Raw genomic sequence first — 17,603 nt, 5'->3', positions numbered from 1 at the left:
GCCGATATCGATATCGCAAATGCCGAACTCTTCATTAGTAGCATATCGGCAAGCTGCATACACTCCGTCCGACAAAACAACAACGACAGGAGACAGCGTGGCGCTTGCCAGGCCGCTGGATCCGTCGTCCCTGCCATTCCCGCCGCCTTCCCGGGCAGCCCTCGCATCAGGAACAACATGTCGGATTCCAAGGACAAGCAACGCAAGCCGCTGCGCTCGACGGCGTGGTTCGGCACCGCCGACAAGAACGGCTTCATGTATCGCAGCTGGATGAAGAACCAGGGCATTCCCGAGCACGCGTTCGACGGCCGCCCGGTGATCGGCATCTGCAATACGTGGTCGGAACTCACGCCCTGCAACGCGCATTTCCGCAAGCTGGCCGAGCACGTCAAGCGTGGCGTGTACGAGGCCGGCGGCTTCCCGGTGGAATTCCCGGTGTTTTCCAACGGCGAATCGAACCTGCGCCCGACCGCCATGCTGACACGCAACCTGGCCGCGATGGACGTGGAAGAAGCGATCCGCGGCAATCCGATCGATGCGGTGGTGCTGCTGACCGGCTGCGACAAGACCACGCCGGCGCTGCTGATGGGCGCGGCCAGCTGCGACGTGCCGGCCATCGTCGTTACCGGCGGGCCCATGCTCAACGGCAAGCTCGACGGCAAGGACATCGGCTCGGGCACTGCGGTGTGGCAGCTGCATGAATCGCTGAAGGCAGGCGAGATCAACCTGCACCAGTTCCTGTCGGCCGAAGCCGGCATGTCGCGCTCGGCCGGCACCTGCAACACCATGGGCACCGCCTCGACCATGGCCTGCATGGCCGAAGCGCTGGGCACGTCGCTGCCGCACAACGCGGCGATCCCGGCGGTCGATTCGCGCCGCTACGTGCTGGCGCACATGTCCGGCATCCGCATCGTGGAGATGGCGCGCGAGGACCTGACGCTGTCGAAGATCCTGACGCGCCAGGCGTTCGAGAACGCGATCCGCGTCAATGCGGCGATCGGCGGCTCGACCAACGCCGTGATCCACCTGAAGGCGATCGCCGGCCGCATCGGCGTGCCGCTGGAGCTGGAAGACTGGAGCAACGTGGGGCGCGACACGCCGACCATCGTCGACCTGATGCCGTCGGGCCGCTTCCTGATGGAAGAGTTCTACTACGCGGGCGGCCTGCCCGCGGTGCTGCGCCGCATGGGCGAGGCCGGCCTGCTGCCGCATCCGGGCGCGCTGACCGTCAACGGCAAGGCGATCTGGGACAACGTCAGGGATGCGCCGATCACCAACGACGAAGTCATCCGACCGCTGGATAAGCCGCTGATCCGCGACGGCAGCATCCGCATCCTGCGCGGCAACCTGTCGCCGCGCGGCGCGGTGCTCAAGCCGTCGGCGGCAACGCCCAAGCTGCTGCGCCACCGCGGCCGCGCGGTGGTGTTCGAGAACCTGGAGCACTACAAGGAGCGCATCGTCGATGAATCGCTCGATGTCGACGAGAATTCCGTCCTCGTCCTCAAGCGCTGCGGCCCGCGCGGCTATCCCGGCATGGCCGAGGTCGGCAACATGGGCCTGCCGCCCAAGTTGCTGCGCCAGGGCATCAAGGACATGGTGCGCATATCCGATGCACGCATGAGCGGCACCGCCTACGGCACCGTGGTGCTGCACGTGGCGCCCGAGGCCGCCGCCGGCGGGCCGCTGGCGATCGTGCGCGACGGCGACTGGATCGAGCTGGACTGCGAGGCCGGGCGCCTGCACCTGGATATCGATCCCGCCGAGTTCGAACGCCGCATGGCCGACGTGCAGCCGCTGCAGGCGCCCGCCGACGGCGGTTATCGCAAGCTCTACGTCAACCACGTGCTGCAGGCCGACGAAGGTTGCGACCTCGACTTCCTGGTCGGCTGCCGCGGACGTGAAGTGCCGCGCCACTCGCACTGATTCCATCCCATTGCATTGAATGCGCGCGGCCCCGGCGGCGCGCGCGACCCCTTACAAGAACAGAGGAGACTAGCCATGCAAGGCACACAGACCGCGCCGCTGGAGCGCGCCGTCCCAGCACAGGAAACCGGCGCACAGGCGCAGGAAGAGACCCGCATCGTCGGCATGCTGGTGCGCCGGCTGATCCCGTTCCTGGCGCTGATCTACGTGGTCGCGTATATCGACCGCTCGGTGGTCGGCTTTGCCAAGCTGCACATGAACGCGGCGATCGGCATCAGCGACGCGGCCTATGGCCTGGGCGCGGGTTTGTTCTTCGTCGGCTATTTCCTGTGCGAGGTGCCGAGCAACCTGGCGCTGGAGCGCTTCGGCGCGCGCCGCTGGTTCGCGCGCATCCTGCTGACCTGGGGCCTGATCACCATGGCGATGGCGTTCACGCAGGGCGCGCACAGCTTCTACGTGCTGCGCTTCCTGCTGGGCGCGGCCGAAGCCGGCCTGTATCCGGGCATCCTGTACTTCCTGACCAAGTGGTTCCCGATGCGGCATCGCGCGCGCATCATCGGCCTGCTGGTGCTGGCCCAGCCGATCGCGCTGATCATCACCGGACCGATTGCAGGCCTGGTGCTGTCGACACAGGGGCTGTTCGGCATGTCCAACTGGCAGACGCTGTTCGTGCTGAGCGGCCTGCCCGCGGTGCTGCTGTGCCTGCCGACGCTGCGCATCCTGCCGGAATCGCCCGCCAGTGCCGCATGGCTGGCACCGGCCGACCGCGCCTGGATCGAGCGCGAACTCGCCGCCGACCAGGCCGCCTATGCGCTCAAGCCGCACGGCAATCCTCTGCAGGCGCTCAGGGACAAGCGCGTGCTGCTGCTGTCGCTGCTGTTCCTGCCGTTCCCGCTGAGCATCTACGGGCTATCGCTGTGGCTGCCGACCATCATCAAGCAGTTCGGCGTGACCGATGCAATGACCGGCCTGCTGTCGGCGGTGCCCTACCTGTTCGCCGTGGTCGGCCTGTACCTGGTGCCGCGCCACTCGGACCGCAAGGGCGAGCGCTACGGCCATATCGTGGTGGTGTCGGGGATGGCAGCGATCACCATGGCGCTGAGCGCCTGGGTGCAGTCGCCGGTGCTGCAGTTCCTGTTTATCTGCCTGACCGCGTTCTCGATCTATTCGATCCAGGCGGTGGTATGGGCACTGCCGGGCGAATTCCTGACCGGCGCCAGCGCCGCGGTGGGGATTGCCACCATCAACTCGCTGGCCAACCTCGGCGGCTACTTCGGGCCGTATGGCATCGGCGTGATCAAGGACGCCACCGGCAGCCTGGCGGCGGGGCTGTACTTCCTGGCGGCGATGCTGGTGTTCGCGGTGGTGATGGCGTTCGTGGTGCGCGCCGCGCTGCGGCCGGCGGCGCGCGCCGGTGCGGCGCAGCAGGCCGGTGCCTGACCGCAATCGTCACGGCCGCCGCTTCTTCCACTCGTAGTCGGGCGGCGGATCCGCCGCGCCGGCGCGGCCGACCGAGTTGGGGTTTTCCGAGCACAGCGTGACAAAGCTCACCGGCTCGCCCGCATGCTGGCGCTGGCGCAGCGCTTCGGTGAAGTGCAGCGCCTCGCGCATCGCGTCGCTCGGGAACGACTGCGCGTGCGGCGTCAGTCCGGTGCCGTGGGCTTCGGACCAGTAGACCATGTACATAAGGCATTCCTCTCGATTGCGCCGGTGACCACGAGGCGCTGCAACCTTCGTTCCCGGCAGGGCAGGGGCGAAGGCAGGGTTCGCGGTGCATGCCGATTGCAATCTGTTCCTCGGACTTTTGCAAGCTTTGGCGTGCCCCGGGCACAATGGGCGTTTCTGGCATCGTCGCTGTGCCGTTCCCGTCTCGTCCCGATACTCCATGCACTCCATGCCCGATATTGCGCTGATTCCCGCCACCGCAGCCGATGCCGACCGCCTCGCCGCCATGCACACCGCCAGCTGGCAGCACACCTATCCCGGCATGCTGCCAGACGCGTACCTGCGCGAGCAGGCCAATCCGGAGCGGCTGGCGGCCTGGCGCGCGCGCATGCATGACGGCGCGGATGGCCCCGTGGAGGCCACGCTGGCGCTGGTCGATGGCGCGGACGCCGGCTTTGCCTGCCTGTTGCCCGAGGCCGACCCCCGCTACGGCATCTACCTGGACAACCTGCATGTCCTGCCTGCCTTCCATGGCCAGGGACTGGGCAAGCGGCTGCTGGCGCATTGCGTGCAGCGCGTGGCGCAGCGCTGGCCCGGGCAGCCGCTGTTCCTCTATGTGCTCGAGGCCAATACGCAGGCGCGCGAGTTCTACCAGCGGCTGGGCGGCGAGGCATCGGAACCGTTCGAAGACGATTTCCACGGGCCGGGCCTGCGCGTCATGGTGCGGCGCGTGACCTGGCCCGACGTGGCGGCGCTGGCCAGGCGGCTGGCGTAACGCAGGGATGGCGGGCACGGCAGGCGTTGCCGAACCGCTTGCCCCTGGCCTACCATCGCCGGCATGCCAACCGGAGGCGCCCAGCCATGATCCTGTCGACCGCCAGCTTGCCTCAGCACAACCGTTCTCGCCTGTCCCTGGCCCTGGCCGCTGCAGCCATGACTGTGGTACTGGCCGGCTGCGCCGGCACGACGGCAGTGCCGCCCGCCGCGGCCAAGGCTGCCGATACCGCGGTGGCCGCACCGCACTGGCAACGCGTGCATCTTGGCGCTGGCGCCGGCTATGACTTCCCGGTCTATGCCAACCACCGGCTCGACGGCGACCTGTCGCGCATTCGTGAAGTCGTGTTTGTCCAGCATGGCCTGCAGCGCAACGGCGACGACTACTATGCCGCCGGCGCCGAACTGCTGAAGGCCAGCGGCCGCAAGCCGGACGAGGTGCTGCTGCTCGCGCCGAATTTTCCCGGCACGCCTGACCAGAAGAAGGGTTTTACCGGCATGCCGCAATGGTCGGTGCAAGGCTGGCTCAGCGGCGAGGACGCGATCGACGGCCCGGCCCGCGTCAGTTCGCTGCAGGTGCTCGACGACCTGCTCGCCTTCGTCACCGACAAGGCGCGGCTGCCGCAGGTCGGCAAGGTGACGGTGGCCGGCCATTCCGGCGGCGCCCAGGTCGTGCACCGCTACGCGGTGCTGAACAATGTCGACGAGCGCATCCGCGCGGGCGGCATCGACCTGCGCTACGTCGTGGCCAATCCGTCGTCCTACCTGTATTTCACGCCGGTACGGCCGGCCGGCGCCAATGGCAAGTCGTTCGCGCCGTATGACAAGGCCATTTGCCCGGACTACGACAAGTACAGCTACGGCGTGCAGGACATGGTGCCGTACGCGAGAGGTGCCGACGGCATGGCGCTGTACAAGCGCTATGCCGGGCGCAAGGTGACCTATCTCGCCGGCACCGAGGATAACGATCCCAACCACCGCGTACTCGACAAGGCCTGCGGCGCCGAGGCCGAGGGCGCGACGCGGCTGCAGCGTGCGCGCGGCTACCTGCGCTACGAGCGCTACCTCGCCAGCCCGGGCCTGGCCATCCGCCATCAGGCGTATGAAGTGGTGGGCGTGGGGCACGACCAGGCGCGCATGTTCGGTTCGCAGTGCGGGGCGCGGGCGGTGTTCGGCATGCCTGAAGCCGCCAATGCCGGCGGTGCGGCCTGCCGTGCGCCGCAGCTCTGAGGCGGGCGCATCCGGACACCGTCACGGCAAGAAAAAAACCCGCGGCAATCGCGGGTTCAAGTCCCTGCCCGCAGGATCGGGCTCGGAGGAGACAACCACAGGAAAGGCAGCGCGCCAGTCAGGTCAGGCAGTATTTGACGACCTGTTCTTCGACGCCGACAAAACGTACCAGCTGGCGCAGGCCGCTGGCGAATTCCTTGATATGGTGCCCGTCAGGCGTATCGGGCAACCGGTAGTAGATCGGGGCCTTGTCGCGCAGCGGCGCCAGCAGGCCGAACGGGCGTTCGCCCGCATCGGCTTCCCAGGCGACGTCGCGCTCTTCGGCAATGGGTTTTCCGGTCATGGGCATACTCCAGATTCGGTGCATGGTGCGGCCGGGGACGGATTTTTCTTGCTCGCACAGCGTTTCAATGTATGAAATGTATGGCAGGTAACGCAAAAATGCTATTCAGCATTATTTAATTCTGTTTGCTGCCAAATCTCGAAATTGCCAGATTTACCGAATATATGTCGGCGTTTGCAGGTATTGCCGGATTGCGGCGATCCTTGCATCACGGCTTGCCGACAGCAGGGGGGCATTGCGCTAACATAGCGCCAGTTTTTTGCGGTCCGTGGCGCACCGGCATGACCGGCGCTCCTGCCGCATGGCATCTCCGAAACCATCACCCGCCCCCGACGGGCCATTGCCAAGACGCATGTCGACCCAGCACGCCTTGTTGATCTCCCTGCTTGAAAAGCCGTCGTCCGGCTATGACCTGGCGCGCCGCTTCGATCGCTCCATCGGCTATTTCTGGCATGCCACCCACCAGCAGATCTACCGCGAGCTGGGGCGCATGGCGGACAGCGGGTGGATCGCGGCCGACGAGAACGAGGCGGCGGAAAACGAGGGCGGCGCCGACCGCAAGAATCGCAAGAAGGTCTACCAGGTGCTGCCGGCCGGGCGCGACGAACTGGTGCGCTGGGTGCTGACCCCGGGGGCCGGGCTCGACCAGCGCGAGGAAATCCTGGTCAAGCTGCGTGCCGATGCCGCGATCGGGCCGCTCGGCCTGGGCGATGAAATGCGGCGGCTGATCGCGCTGCACCAGGCACGGCTCGAGACCTACCTGGCGATCGAGCGCAAGGATTTTTCCGCGCCCGACATGGACCGCGCGCAGCGGTTGCGCTACGCGCTGCTGCGCCGTGGCATCCGCTTCGAGCAGGACTGGGTGGCGTGGGGCGAAGACCTGCTGCCGCTGCTGGAGCAGCAGTCGGCGTAGCGCGCCGCGCGCCAAAGCAAGACGCCGGCCTTGCGGCCGGCGCTCTTTATTGGGGTTTGGTCAGGCTCAGGCCACGTCGAGCGCGCGGGCATCCGCCTGGCTGGCTTCGCCCAACCCCAGGCGCCGGCGCGCCAGCGCATACTCCTCGGCAAAGCGCCGCACCAGCTCGCCGGCCGGCACCACGCGCTTGATCGCGCCCACGCCCTGGCCAGCGCCCCAGATATCCTTCCAGGCCTTCACGCTGGTCGAGCCGAAGTTCATCTTGGACGGATCCGACTGCGGCAGCGCCTCCGGGTCCAGCCCGGCGCGCTCGATGCTGCCGCGCAGGTAGTTGCCGTGCACGCCGGTAAAGAGGTTGGAGTAGACGATGTCGCCGGCGCTGCTGTCGACGATCATCTGCTTGTAGCCGTCCTGCGCGTTGGCTTCCTGCGTGGCGATGAAGGCAGAGCCGATGTAGGCCAGGTCGGCGCCGGCGGCCTGCGCCGCCAGGATGGCGTCGCCGCTGGAGATCGAGCCTGACAGCAGCAGCGGGCCATCGAACCATTCACGGATCTCGTGCAGCAGCGCGAACGGCGACAGCGTGCCGGCATGGCCGCCGGCGCCGGCCGCCACCGCCACCAGCCCGTCGGCGCCTTTCTCGATGGCCTTGCGCGCGAAAGCGTTGTTGATCACGTCGTGCAGCACGATGCCGCCATACGAGTGCACCGAGTCGTTGACTTCCTTGCGCGCGCCCAGCGAGGTGATCACGATCGGCACCTTGTAGCGCACGCACAGCTCCAGGTCATGCTCGAGCCGGTCGTTGGACTTGTGCACGATCTGGTTGACCGCGAACGGCGCCGCCGGACGGTCCGGATGCTTGTCGTTGTGCTCGGCCAGTTCAGTGGTGATGCGGTCCAGCCATTCTTCCAGCTTGGGCGCCGGGCGCGCGTTCAGCGCCGGGAACGAGCCCACCACGCCGGCCTTGCACTGGGCAATCACCAGGTCGGGGTTGGAGATGATGAACAGCGGCGAGCAGACCACCGGCAGCGACAGCCGGTTCTGCAGCAGGGCGGGGAGGGCCATGGGTGAAGTCTCCTGGGTAGTACGGTGAGGCAATGAGAATCTGGCGGGCGCGGGCGGCGGCCTGGCCGCTTACGCGGCACCGGTCAGTACGTCCTTCTGGCTGGCGAGGCGCGCGCCCATGGCGGCGGCCAGCGCCTCCAGTCCGGAGCGCGGGCGCACCATTACTTCGAATTCGGCAATATGGCCGGCGTCGTTGAAGCGGATCATGTCGATGCCCTTGAGCGCCTTGCCATCGACCGTGGCGCTGAACTCGAGCACCACGCTGTGGCCGTCCTCGCTGACGAAGCTGCGGTGGTAGCGGAAATCGCGGAACACCTGGTTCACCGTGGTCAGCACCAGTGCGATCGCGGCACGGCCTGGGTAGGCCGTATGCGCCACCGGCGAGCGGAAAACAACGTCGTCGGCGACGATGGCGTCGAGTCCGGCCATCGAATTGCTGGCAATCAACTGGTGCCAGGTGTCGAGCGAGGCCTGCGCTGCGGGAATCAGCTGGGTGGTCACTGCAGTCTCCTTAAACTGTTCTGGGCGGTCGCGGCATGCGCCGGCTACGTCGTGTTCTTGTTTGTGTTCGCGTCTTATGCAACCAGTTGCATAGTGGGATGAAAGGTAGCATGCGCTGCTGCACTGCGCAAGCCGGTTTTGGTCCCGTGCCCGCCCAGGGCGCCTTGCAGTGACGGGTTGACTACAATAGGCGGCATCGCACAGCGGGAATCCCGCCCGCGCCCGCAAGCCACCGGCAGGAGAGTCAGTGACCACTAAGTCGACCGCGCACCAACCCGGCCAGGCGGCGCTATTCGATGCCGACCTCGACGCCTGGCGCGCCCATCCCGAGCGCGCCTTCGACGGCTGGCTGGCGCGGCATGGCTTCCGCCACGGCACCAGCGTGGTGTACCGGGCGATGTGGGGCAAGCTGCTGCGCTGGTCGGCCGAGCGCGGACTGCCGCCGCTGAGCTGGTCGGCGGAGCAGATCGGCGAATTCCTCGACGCCCAGCAGTTGCACAAGTCGCACCGCTACCGCTATGCGCGGCTGATCGAACGGGTGTTCCACCATCTCTCCCAGTTGCGCGAGGGCATGCACAACCCGGGAAGCCAGGCGGTGCGCGCGCACCTCGCCGAGGGCGAGAACGACCCCACTGCCTTCCTGCTGCCGGGCGAGCGCGACCTGCTGGTGGCCCGCATCCTCGGCCCGGCCGGCATGCCGCCGACGGCGGAGGAATGCCGTGCGGCATCGCCGACGCAATGGAAGCGCGCGCGCGATGCCGCCTTGCTGGCGGTGCTGCTGGGCGGCGGGCTGAAGGTGGGCGAAGCGCGCGCCCTGCGCCTGGAGGCGATCGACGATGGCGCCCCGGGCCGAATGGCGCTGCGCATGGTGCGTCCCGACAATGGCCGCGCCTATACCGCGCCGTTGTTCGCGCTGGCGCATGCCCCGCTGCGGGCGTGGCTGGTGCTGCGCGAGGCGTCGGGCACGCTCGGCAGCCTGCTGTTCCCGGCCATGCCGGCGGGCCGGCCGATGCATGCGGCTTCGGTCTACCGACGCGTGGAAATTTTGCTTGACGAAGCCGGCGTACTAGCCGGCCGCCATGAACGGGCCTCGCCGCAGACCCTGCGCAATACCTGCGCGGCCATGCATTTCGAGGCCGGCACGACGCCGGCCGAGGTGGCGCAATGCCTGGGCATGCGCGACCTGGAATCGGGCTGGCGGCTGCGCGGCGCGTATGAGGCCTGGCAGGCACGGGCGGGGCTGGTGGTTCAGGCGAGCGACAGACACGCCTGAGTCCGGCGGTGCCATGCTTGTAACTGTGTGTGCCAGCTGAGCGGGTGCGGCTGACTCATCGTGGATAATAGGCGACACTACCGCCTGCGCGGGTTCAATGTGCGGTATCAGGCATTGCATGCTCGCGCATGAGACCGCGCCGCCCTGAATCGAAATCCGACGCTTATTTTCATGCCCGAAACCCTGCTTCTTACCGGTGCCACCGGCTATATCGCCTCGCATACCTGGGTCGCGCTGCTCAATGCCGGCTACCACGTGATCGGACTGGATAATCTGTGCAACAGCAGCCCGGTGGTGATCGAGCGGCTCGTTGCCATTACCGGCAAGACCCCGCATTTTGTCCAGGGCGACGTGCGCGACCGCGCCTTGCTGGACCAGCTTTTTGCCGAACACCGCATCAGCGGCGTGATTCATTTTGCCGCGCTCAAGGCGGTGGGCGAATCCGTGAGCCAGCCGCTGCAGTATTACAGCAACAACCTTGACGGCCTGCTGACGGTCTGCGCCGCCATGGGTGCGGCCGGGGTGAAACAACTGGTGTTCAGCTCCTCGGCGACGGTTTATGGCAATCCCCAGACGGTGCCGATCCTTGAGGATTTCCCGCTGTCGGCGACCAATCCGTATGGCCAGACCAAGCTGATGGGCGAGCAAATCCTGCGCGACCTGGAAAAATCAGACCCGGCATGGCGCATTGCCTACCTGCGCTATTTCAATCCGGTCGGCGCGCATGAAAGCGGTCTGATCGGCGAAGATCCGCGCGGAATTCCGAATAATCTGATGCCATACGTGGCACAGGTGGCCGGCGGGCGCCGCGAGAAACTGATGGTATTCGGCGGCGACTATCCCACGCCCGACGGTACCGGCGTGCGCGACTATATCCACGTGTGCGATCTCGCTGACGGCCACCTGGCGGCGCTGGTCTACTTGCGCGACCAGGGGCGGGGCATGACCGTCAACCTGGGCACCGGACGCGGCTACAGCGTGCTGGAAGTGGTCGAGGCCTACCAGCGCGCCAGTGGCAAGCCGGTACCGTATGAGATCGTGGCGCGCCGCCCGGGCGATATCGCCTCCTGCTATGCCGATCCCGCGCTGGCCAACCAATTGCTGGGCTGGCGCGCGCAGCACGACATCGAACGCATGTGCCAGGACTCGTGGCGCTGGCAGTCGATGAACCCGCAGGGATTCGGCGCTTGAGCGGCAACGCCGGTAATACACCAAACAAAAACGCCACGGTTTGCAACCGTGGCGTTTTTCCATGTGCCGGCGTCGCGCTTCAGCGAATCAGGAAGTCCTCGACAGTTTTGCCCTGTGCCAGGGCCTGGGTCAGCCAGCCCGGACGCTTGCCGCGGCCGGTCCAGGTATTGCCCGCACTGTCGCGATAGCGCACCGGCACCTTGCGGTTTGCCGCCTTCTTGCCGGCCGGCGCTTTCACGCCAAAACCCAGGTCTTCAGCGGTCAGGCCATATTGCTCGATTTTCTCGCGAATATCCGAGATCACCGAAGCCTGTTCGCGCGCCTTGATTTCCTCGGCTTGCTTCTGCAGTTCACTGATTTGCTGAACGATTTCCTGATAAGTCGCCATTGCGTCCTCGGTTTCCGGTGGGGTGATATGCGTGGGTGTCGGTACAGCGGGGTGTCGCGCAATGCTGCGCAGCGCTGTGGGTGTGCTGAAATGCTGAAAACAATTATAACGGGGTAGCGAGCCGCTGCAAATCCCGGGGCGCTATTCCTGCATGGTTTTTGCGAAAATTCTTGCAGCCGATATTGCTGTGAACTTTCGTGAACCATTCCGGTCGCCCCGCCGGATTTGAACCGGAACGCAATGCCGCACTACCTCTGTTGTACTGTCGGGCCGGCACATAAATCGGCCTGAGCGGCGCGATCCGCGCAAACCAGTGGCGCCGGGGCGCGCCGGCGCCGGGAAATCAAATTGCCATAATCGGCACCGCTCCGGTGAATAAAGCGTCTGCTTACATGCCGCGAGACGCGGCGTGCCGTATATCCGACATCCGGGTTAATTCCGGCCATTTGCCGCGCGGCCGGGCGCTGCTGCTCAAGTACCAGATGGGCCGCGCCGTTATCCGGGCAGGGCGGATCAAGCGGGTGTCTGGTCTTGCCGTAACGAGGCCAGGAGCGTGCCTCGCGGAATGCTTACGTTTTCCTTTCAACAATGTCTTTCCACCACAATATCCAGATCAAGACCCTGTTGCGGGGCGCCATGGGAATGCTGTCGGTGCTGCTGTTGCTGGTAGGCGGCGCCGGGCTGCACGGTATTTCCTCCGGCAACGACTCGCTCAAGGAGACGTATTCCAACCAGCTGGCTTCGTCCATTGCGCTGAGCGACGCCATGCTGGCCATGACCCGCATGCGCCTGGCCCGCAAGGTACTGCCCGATCTGCAACGCAGCATGTCCAGCGCGCATGAAGCGCTGCAGAAATTCCAGCTGGGCGCCGGCAAGGCCAATTTCGACGCCGCGCAGGCCAGCTTTGCCAGCATTCGCACGCTGTCGATCGCGCTGGTCGTGCTGGGGCTGGCGGTCGCGGTGCTGTGCACGGTGGCACTGAACCGCGCCATCGTCACGCCGGTGCAGGAAGCGCTGGCCATGTTCGAGCGCATTGCGCGCGGCGACCTGGCCTCGCGCATCACCAGCAGCTGAAGGACGTGGTTTCGGTATTTACCCTTGCAGGCGGTACCGTGGCCCCGGCACCGCGCCGCGGCCGGCGCCGGTCGCCGCCGGCCGCGACGATGACTGGAGTGCGTTCTAAACAGATGTCCCCGGCAGGGGACCCCCGTATTGTGTTGTTCACACGGCGACCGCAAGATGCCATGATGCGAGGTTTGCCCCGCGTCGGCTTTGTCTTCGCGCATTTTCTTTACCACCGCGCAGCCCAATGATTGCCCTGAGTACCGTCCTGTTGCTGCTCGCCGCCCTGCTGGGCGTGGCCGCCGCCCTCGGCGCCCGCGCCGGGCGTGCGGACGAGGGCGCCGGAAGCCGGTCGCTGCGCACGCTGACCTGGACGGCGGCGCTGCTGTCGCAGCTCGCCGTGAGCCTGCCCGTGGTGGTGGTGGTGCTGTCGGGCAGCGTGCCGGTGGCCAACGACACCGCCGAGATGGCCGCCAGCTTCGCCGCCGCCGCGGCCGCCACCGCCGCCGCCAAGCTGCTGTTGCAGTGGCTGCGCCAGGGCGCGCGCCTGTGGCGCGGCGCGGCGGTGCTGGCGGTGGTCGCCGGCGCCGGCATGGTGGCCGCGGCCGGCACCCACCTGGGCCGGGCCTGCGGCGCCGGCGCGCCTTCGGCGCGCGCCTGCATCGACGCGGCCGGACTGCCTCATCCCGCCTGGCTGGCAGGCGGCCTGACCGCGCTGTGCGCACTGATGTTCGCGCTGCACCGGGCGCAGTCGCGCGGCTGGCTGCCGGTATCGCGCACCGAGACCAGCCCCGCCGGGGATCTTGCCGATGATGCCGCCACCGCCCTGGTGCGCGGCGCCGAGCCGCGGCTGGTGCGGCGCGGCGCCCGCATTCCCGGCCGGCTTACGGTGCGCGCCACCGCGCGCGGGCAGGGCACGGTGGGCGAGTACAGCGTCGCCACCGTGATGCCCGACCGCGTCGCGTTCGGCCGCTGGTTGGACCAGGCCATGGCCCAGGCGCGGCTGGCCGACACCGGCTGCGCCGTGCTGCTGATCCATATTGCCGACTACCGCGAGGTCGACGAAGTCTTCGAGATCCGCGCCGACGATATCCTGGCGCAGGACGCCGGCGCGCTGGCGCAGGCCGTGCTGGAGCCGCACGACTTCCTCGCCCGGCTGGCGCGCGACGAGTTCGCCGTCGGCGTGCCCGAGCTGGTGCACCACGGCCGCGCGCAGGAGCTGGGCTCGCGCGTGCTGGGCTCGCTGGCGGAATTCATCGCCGCGCGCGGGCTGCAGATGCAGATCGGCGTCAATATCGGCATCGCCATCTACCCGCGCGACGCCCAGACCTCCGAGGCGCTGATGCAAGCCGCACGAGTGAGCCTGGCCGAGGCCCGCGAAAGCGGCTCGAACCAGGTGCGCCTGTTCAATAGCGCTGCCGGCGAGCGGGCCCGCCGCACCCGCGTGATCCGCCGCGACCTGTGGCTGGCGATCCAGGATGAGGCGCTGTCGCTGCAGTTCCAGCCCAAGTATGACGCCCGCCGCCGCACGCTGGTGGGCGCCGAGGCGCTGTGCCGCTGGCGCCATCCCGCGCTGGGCCAGGTCAGCCCGGCCGAGTTCATCGCCGTGGCCGAGCAGTCCGGCCAGATCGACAAGCTCGACGACTGGGTGCTGACCAGCGTCTGCCGCCAGGTGCGCCTGTGGCAGGACGCCGGCCTGCCGACCGTGCCGGTGGCGATCAACGTGTCGGGGTTGCGCTTTGCCAGCCGCAATTTCCCGCAGTACCTGCTCGAGCAGATCCACCAGCACGACATCCCGCCGTCGGCGATCACGCTGGAGATCACCGAGACCGCCGCCATGAAGGACATCGGCAAATCGCTGGAGACGCTGGCCGAGCTGCAGTCGCTCGGCATCCAGGTGGCGCTGGACGACTTCGGCAGCGGCTATTCGAGCCTGGGCTATCTCAAGCGCCTGCGCGTGGGCACGCTCAAGATCGACCGCACGCTGATCGGCGGGCTCGACACCGATGCGCAAGGGCGCGCCATCGTCGGCTCGATGGTGGCGCTGGCGCACGAGCTGCGCATGAAGGTGGTGGCCGAAGGCGTCGAGTCGGCCTCGCAGCTGGAAATCCTCAACGAGATGGGCTGCGACGAGGTGCAGGGCTACCTGCTGTCGCTGCCGCTCGATGCGGCAGGGTTTGCCGAGGCGTTGCGCGGGCCGCAGCCTGCCTGAGCGCCGCGCCGCACGCACGAGCACCAGGCCGAAAAAACGCCAAAAAACGCTAAAGCGTCGCGCCTGCCATGCCGATATCCACGCTGGCAGGGCCCGCGCGCTTGCAGCGCGGCCCTGCGCTGGCCTGTCCGTCGCCGGCCGCGCGCCATCCGCGCCAAGCACTGCTTCAGCATCCGGCGGATCAACCGAGCCCTGCCAACGGAGGCGCCAATGTCATTGCCCAGCATTCTCGTCGTCGACGATTCCCCCTCGCTACGCCGCATGATCGGCGCATGCCTGCGTGCCGGCGGGTTCGACGTCACCGAGGCGGCCGACGGCGAACAGGCGTATGCGCTGGCCGACACCGCGACTGCGGACGATGCCGCGGATCATGTCGCGTTCGGCATGCTGGTCACCGACCAGGTCATGCCCGGCATGGACGGCCTGACCCTGATCCGCCGACTGCGCGCCAGCGCGCGCTACGCCGCCATCCCGATCCTGATGCTGACCACCGAGCATGACGGCAGCATCCGCGAGCAGGCCCGCGCCGCGGGCGCCTCGGGCTTCCTGCCCAAGCCCTTCGATCCCGATGCGCTGATGCAGGCCGTGGCGGCGCTGCTGGCGCCCCCGCACCCCTCCTCGGAAGGGTAAGGAAGGCGCCGCATCGGCCTTCAGTCACCCCGTTTGCTGCCGTAAACACTGGTGGGCGAAACCACGCCCCGGCGCACGGCGCCAGGAAACCGGCATGACCAGAATGGGGGCTGACGATGCGGCATATCGACAAGGCAAACGGCGCGGCAGGCGTGAACGAAGGCGCGGGCGAGGAATTCCTGGCCTTCACGCTGGGCCGCGAAGAGTACGGCATCGATATCCTGAAGGTCCAGGAGATCCGCGGCTACGAGTCGGTCACCCAGCTTGCCAATGCGCCCGACTACATCAAGGGCGTGATCAACCTGCGCGGCATCATCGTGCCGATCATCGACCTGCGCATCAAGTTCCGCCAGGCCAACGTCAGCTATGACCAGTACACCGTGGTCATCATCGTCGATCTCAACGAGCGCACCACCGGCATCGTCGTCGACGGCGTCTCCGACGTGCTGACGCTGACGCCCGCGCAGATCAAGCCCACGCCGCATTTTTCCGGCGAGCTGGCTACCGACTACATCCGCGGCCTCGGCTCGGTCGAGCAGCGCATGCTGATCCTGGTCGATATCGAGAAGCTGCTCAATACCGAAGAACTGGCCGCGCTCGACGCCGTGGCCTGATCCCTGCCACACCTGCCTGTTCACCCCCGCCGCCCGGCTGGCACGCCTGCCGGATCGTACCGCCCGGAATTGCGCCATGCCTGGCAGCCATGGTTTCTTCGGGCAAGCAGTATCGATATCATCCATGCGAAACAACCAACCCGTTACGCAGCGCGAATACCAGCTCTCACCATCTGACTACCTGATCTCGCGCACGGACCTCAAGGGCCGTATCACCTTCGCCAACCGCACCTTTATCGAGGCCAGCGGCTATGCAGCCGAGGAACTGATGGGCGCGCCGCACAACCTGGTGCGCCATCCCGACATGCCGCCCGAGGCGTTTGCCGACCTGTGGCAAAACCTGGAAGCCGGCCGCACCTGGATCGGCGTGGTCAAGAACCGCCGCAAGAACGGCGACTTCTACTGGGTCACCGCCACCGTGACGCCCACGCGCATCGACGGGCGCGTGGTCGGCTATACCTCGGTGCGTTCGATGCCCTCGCGCGAGCAGGTCGAAGCCGCCGGCGCGCTGTATGCGCGCTTCCGAGCGGGACGCGCTGCGGGACTGGCGATCCGTGACGGCGCCGTGGTGCGCACGGGGCTCGCCGGCCTGGCGCAACGCGCGCTGCGCATGAACCTGAAGCGCCGCATCCTGTGGGCGCAGGCGGGCGGGCTGGTGTGGTTCCTGGCGGCGCTGGCAGCGGTCGAGATCCTGGACCCGGCAGGGGCCGCGACGCTGCGACCGTGGCTGTGGGGCGGCTTCGCACTGGCGCTGGCGACCTCGTTCGCGGCCGGCACCATGCTGCTGGCGCGCGTGCACCGGCCGCTGGGCGACATGCTGGACTTTGCGCTGCGGCTGGGCGCGGGCGACCTGACCACGCGCTTCGAGCATCGCAGCGGCGACGAGATCGGCGCGCTGGCGCAGGCGATGCAGACCATGCAGCGCAGCCTGCTGTCAGTGGTGCATGAAATCCAGGAAGGCATGGCCAGCATTTCCACGGCAACGCACCAGGTCGCTGCCGGCAACAACGACCTGTCGCAGCGCACGGAGCAGCAGGCGGCGTCGCTGGAGCAGACCGCCTCCAGCATGGAGCAGCTGACCGGCACCGTGCGCCAGAACGCGGACAACGCGCGCCAGGCCAGCGGGCTGGCGGCCAATGCGTCGGAGACCGCGCTGCGCGGCGGCGAGGTGGTCGGCCGCGTGGTGCAGACCATGGACGAGATCAACGATGCATCCAGGAAGATCGTCGACATCATCGGCGTGATCGAGGGCATTGCCTTCCAGACCAACATCCTGGCGCTGAACGCCGCGGTGGAAGCCGCGCGCGCCGGCGAGCAGGGCCGCGGCTTTGCCGTGGTCGCGGGCGAGGTGCGCAGCCTCGCGCAGCGCAGCGCCAACGCGGCCAAGGAGATCAAGGGCCTGATCGGCGATACCGTCGAGCGCGTCGACAACGGCTCGGCGCTGGTGGGCCAGGCCGGCAAGACCATGGACGAGATCGTGCAGGCGGTGAAGCGCGTGACCGACATCATGGGCGAGATCAGCGCGGCCTCGGCCGAGCAGAGCGCCGGCATCGAGCAGGTCAACCAGGCCGTGGCGCAGATGGATGAAGGCACGCAGCAGAACGCCGCGCTGGTCGAGCAGGCCGCAGCAGCAGCGGGCTCGCTGGAAGAGCAGGCTTTGCGGCTGCGCGATGCGGTTGCCACCTTCCGCGTCAGCATGCAGGCCGAGGTTCGTCCACAACGGCGCCCGCAACGCCTGCCGGCCGCGCAGCGCGAAGCGGCGGCCCGGTCCATGGCACAGGCTTAGTGCGAAGTTCAGTAACAAGGGTCACAAGGGGGAGTT

Annotated in this window: 16 protein-coding genes and 1 pseudogene; 12 read left to right on the top strand and 5 right to left on the bottom strand. The window is 67.4% G+C overall.

Annotated features, from left to right (window positions below; genetic code table 11):
* Positions 1–177 precede the first annotated feature (177 nt).
* Together ACAD63_RS31725 and ACAD63_RS31720 are read left to right on the top strand one after the other, a co-directional pair.
* The gene (locus ACAD63_RS31725; protein ID WP_434034280.1) at positions 178–1,923 is read left to right on the top strand and encodes an IlvD/Edd family dehydratase; all 1,746 of its coding nucleotides are present in this window, start codon (positions 178–180) and stop codon (positions 1,921–1,923) included.
* A 75-nt stretch (positions 1,924–1,998) separates the two neighbouring features.
* On the top strand, positions 1,999–3,363 hold the full coding sequence (locus ACAD63_RS31720) for an MFS transporter (protein ID WP_133097954.1): 1,365 nt from the start codon (positions 1,999–2,001) through the stop codon (positions 3,361–3,363).
* A 9-nt stretch (positions 3,364–3,372) separates the two neighbouring features.
* Here ACAD63_RS31720 and ACAD63_RS31715 read toward each other — a convergent pair whose 3' ends face one another.
* Complete coding sequence (locus ACAD63_RS31715) at positions 3,373–3,609, bottom strand: hypothetical protein (RefSeq protein WP_029048395.1); 237 nt, start codon at positions 3,607–3,609, stop codon at positions 3,373–3,375.
* A gap of 208 nt (positions 3,610–3,817) precedes the next feature.
* On the opposite strand from ACAD63_RS31715, the gene ACAD63_RS31710 reads away from it, so the two are divergent.
* On the top strand, positions 3,818–4,363 hold the full coding sequence (locus ACAD63_RS31710) for a GNAT family N-acetyltransferase (RefSeq protein WP_135703996.1): 546 nt from the start codon (positions 3,818–3,820) through the stop codon (positions 4,361–4,363).
* Positions 4,364–4,449: 86 nt separating this feature from the next.
* Positions 4,450–5,592, top strand: a complete 1,143-nt coding sequence (locus ACAD63_RS31705; RefSeq protein ID WP_195428018.1) for a hypothetical protein — start codon at positions 4,450–4,452, stop codon at positions 5,590–5,592.
* Between the two features lie 118 nt (positions 5,593–5,710).
* On the opposite strand, the gene ACAD63_RS31700 is transcribed toward ACAD63_RS31705, so the two are convergent.
* The gene (locus ACAD63_RS31700) at positions 5,711–5,935 is read right to left on the bottom strand and encodes a hypothetical protein (RefSeq protein WP_135703474.1); all 225 of its coding nucleotides are present in this window, start codon (positions 5,933–5,935) and stop codon (positions 5,711–5,713) included.
* A gap of 352 nt (positions 5,936–6,287) precedes the next feature.
* Between ACAD63_RS31700 and ACAD63_RS31695 the strand changes: the two genes are divergently transcribed.
* Positions 6,288–6,848, top strand: coding sequence for a PadR family transcriptional regulator (locus ACAD63_RS31695; RefSeq protein ID WP_133097957.1), 561 nt, complete (start codon positions 6,288–6,290; stop codon positions 6,846–6,848).
* 66 nt (positions 6,849–6,914) lie between these two features.
* Here ACAD63_RS31695 and ACAD63_RS31690 read toward each other — a convergent pair whose 3' ends face one another.
* Positions 6,915–7,910: an NAD(P)H-dependent flavin oxidoreductase gene (locus ACAD63_RS31690; protein WP_434034279.1), complete on the bottom strand. Its 996-nt coding sequence runs from the start codon at positions 7,908–7,910 to the stop codon at positions 6,915–6,917.
* Between the two features lie 69 nt (positions 7,911–7,979).
* Positions 7,980–8,411 carry a nuclear transport factor 2 family protein gene (locus tag ACAD63_RS31685; protein WP_133097959.1) on the bottom strand — a complete coding sequence of 144 codons (432 nt, stop codon included), beginning with the start codon at positions 8,409–8,411 and terminating at the stop codon, positions 7,980–7,982.
* A 247-nt stretch (positions 8,412–8,658) separates the two neighbouring features.
* On the opposite strand from ACAD63_RS31685, the gene ACAD63_RS31680 reads away from it, so the two are divergent.
* Together ACAD63_RS31680 and galE are read left to right on the top strand one after the other, a co-directional pair.
* The gene (locus ACAD63_RS31680) at positions 8,659–9,684 is read left to right on the top strand and encodes a tyrosine-type recombinase/integrase (protein ID WP_434034278.1); all 1,026 of its coding nucleotides are present in this window, start codon (positions 8,659–8,661) and stop codon (positions 9,682–9,684) included.
* Positions 9,685–9,855: 171 nt separating this feature from the next.
* The gene (gene galE / locus ACAD63_RS31675) at positions 9,856–10,875 is read left to right on the top strand and encodes a UDP-glucose 4-epimerase GalE (protein WP_434034277.1); all 1,020 of its coding nucleotides are present in this window, start codon (positions 9,856–9,858) and stop codon (positions 10,873–10,875) included.
* A 79-nt stretch (positions 10,876–10,954) separates the two neighbouring features.
* On the opposite strand, the gene ACAD63_RS31670 is transcribed toward galE, so the two are convergent.
* A complete protein-coding gene (locus ACAD63_RS31670; RefSeq protein WP_133097962.1) occupies positions 10,955–11,263 on the bottom strand; it encodes an H-NS family nucleoid-associated regulatory protein in 309 nt (102 codons plus the stop codon).
* A 588-nt stretch (positions 11,264–11,851) separates the two neighbouring features.
* On the opposite strand from ACAD63_RS31670, the pseudogene ACAD63_RS31665 reads away from it, so the two are divergent.
* From ACAD63_RS31665 to ACAD63_RS31645, 5 genes and pseudogenes are all read left to right on the top strand, one after another.
* Positions 11,852–12,331: pseudogene (locus tag ACAD63_RS31665) on the top strand (Tar ligand binding domain-containing protein); the annotation flags it as partial.
* A 241-nt stretch (positions 12,332–12,572) separates the two neighbouring features.
* Positions 12,573–14,537 (top strand): putative bifunctional diguanylate cyclase/phosphodiesterase, encoded by a 1,965-nt coding sequence (locus ACAD63_RS31660; protein WP_434034276.1) that lies wholly within the window; start codon positions 12,573–12,575, stop codon positions 14,535–14,537.
* Positions 14,538–14,747: 210 nt separating this feature from the next.
* On the top strand, positions 14,748–15,167 hold the full coding sequence (locus ACAD63_RS31655) for a response regulator (protein WP_434034275.1): 420 nt from the start codon (positions 14,748–14,750) through the stop codon (positions 15,165–15,167).
* A gap of 116 nt (positions 15,168–15,283) precedes the next feature.
* Positions 15,284–15,781: a chemotaxis protein CheW gene (locus ACAD63_RS31650; protein WP_133097965.1), complete on the top strand. Its 498-nt coding sequence runs from the start codon at positions 15,284–15,286 to the stop codon at positions 15,779–15,781.
* A 124-nt stretch (positions 15,782–15,905) separates the two neighbouring features.
* On the top strand, positions 15,906–17,567 hold the full coding sequence (locus tag ACAD63_RS31645; protein ID WP_135703479.1) for a methyl-accepting chemotaxis protein: 1,662 nt from the start codon (positions 15,906–15,908) through the stop codon (positions 17,565–17,567).
* Positions 17,568–17,603: the final 36 nt, after the last annotated feature.

Source organism: Cupriavidus sp. a3, assembly GCF_051015765.1.
Classification (GTDB): domain Bacteria; phylum Pseudomonadota; class Gammaproteobacteria; order Burkholderiales; family Burkholderiaceae; genus Cupriavidus; species Cupriavidus oxalaticus_A.
Note: the sequence above shows the minus strand (reverse complement) of the source record. Positions and strands in the feature narration are given on the sequence as shown.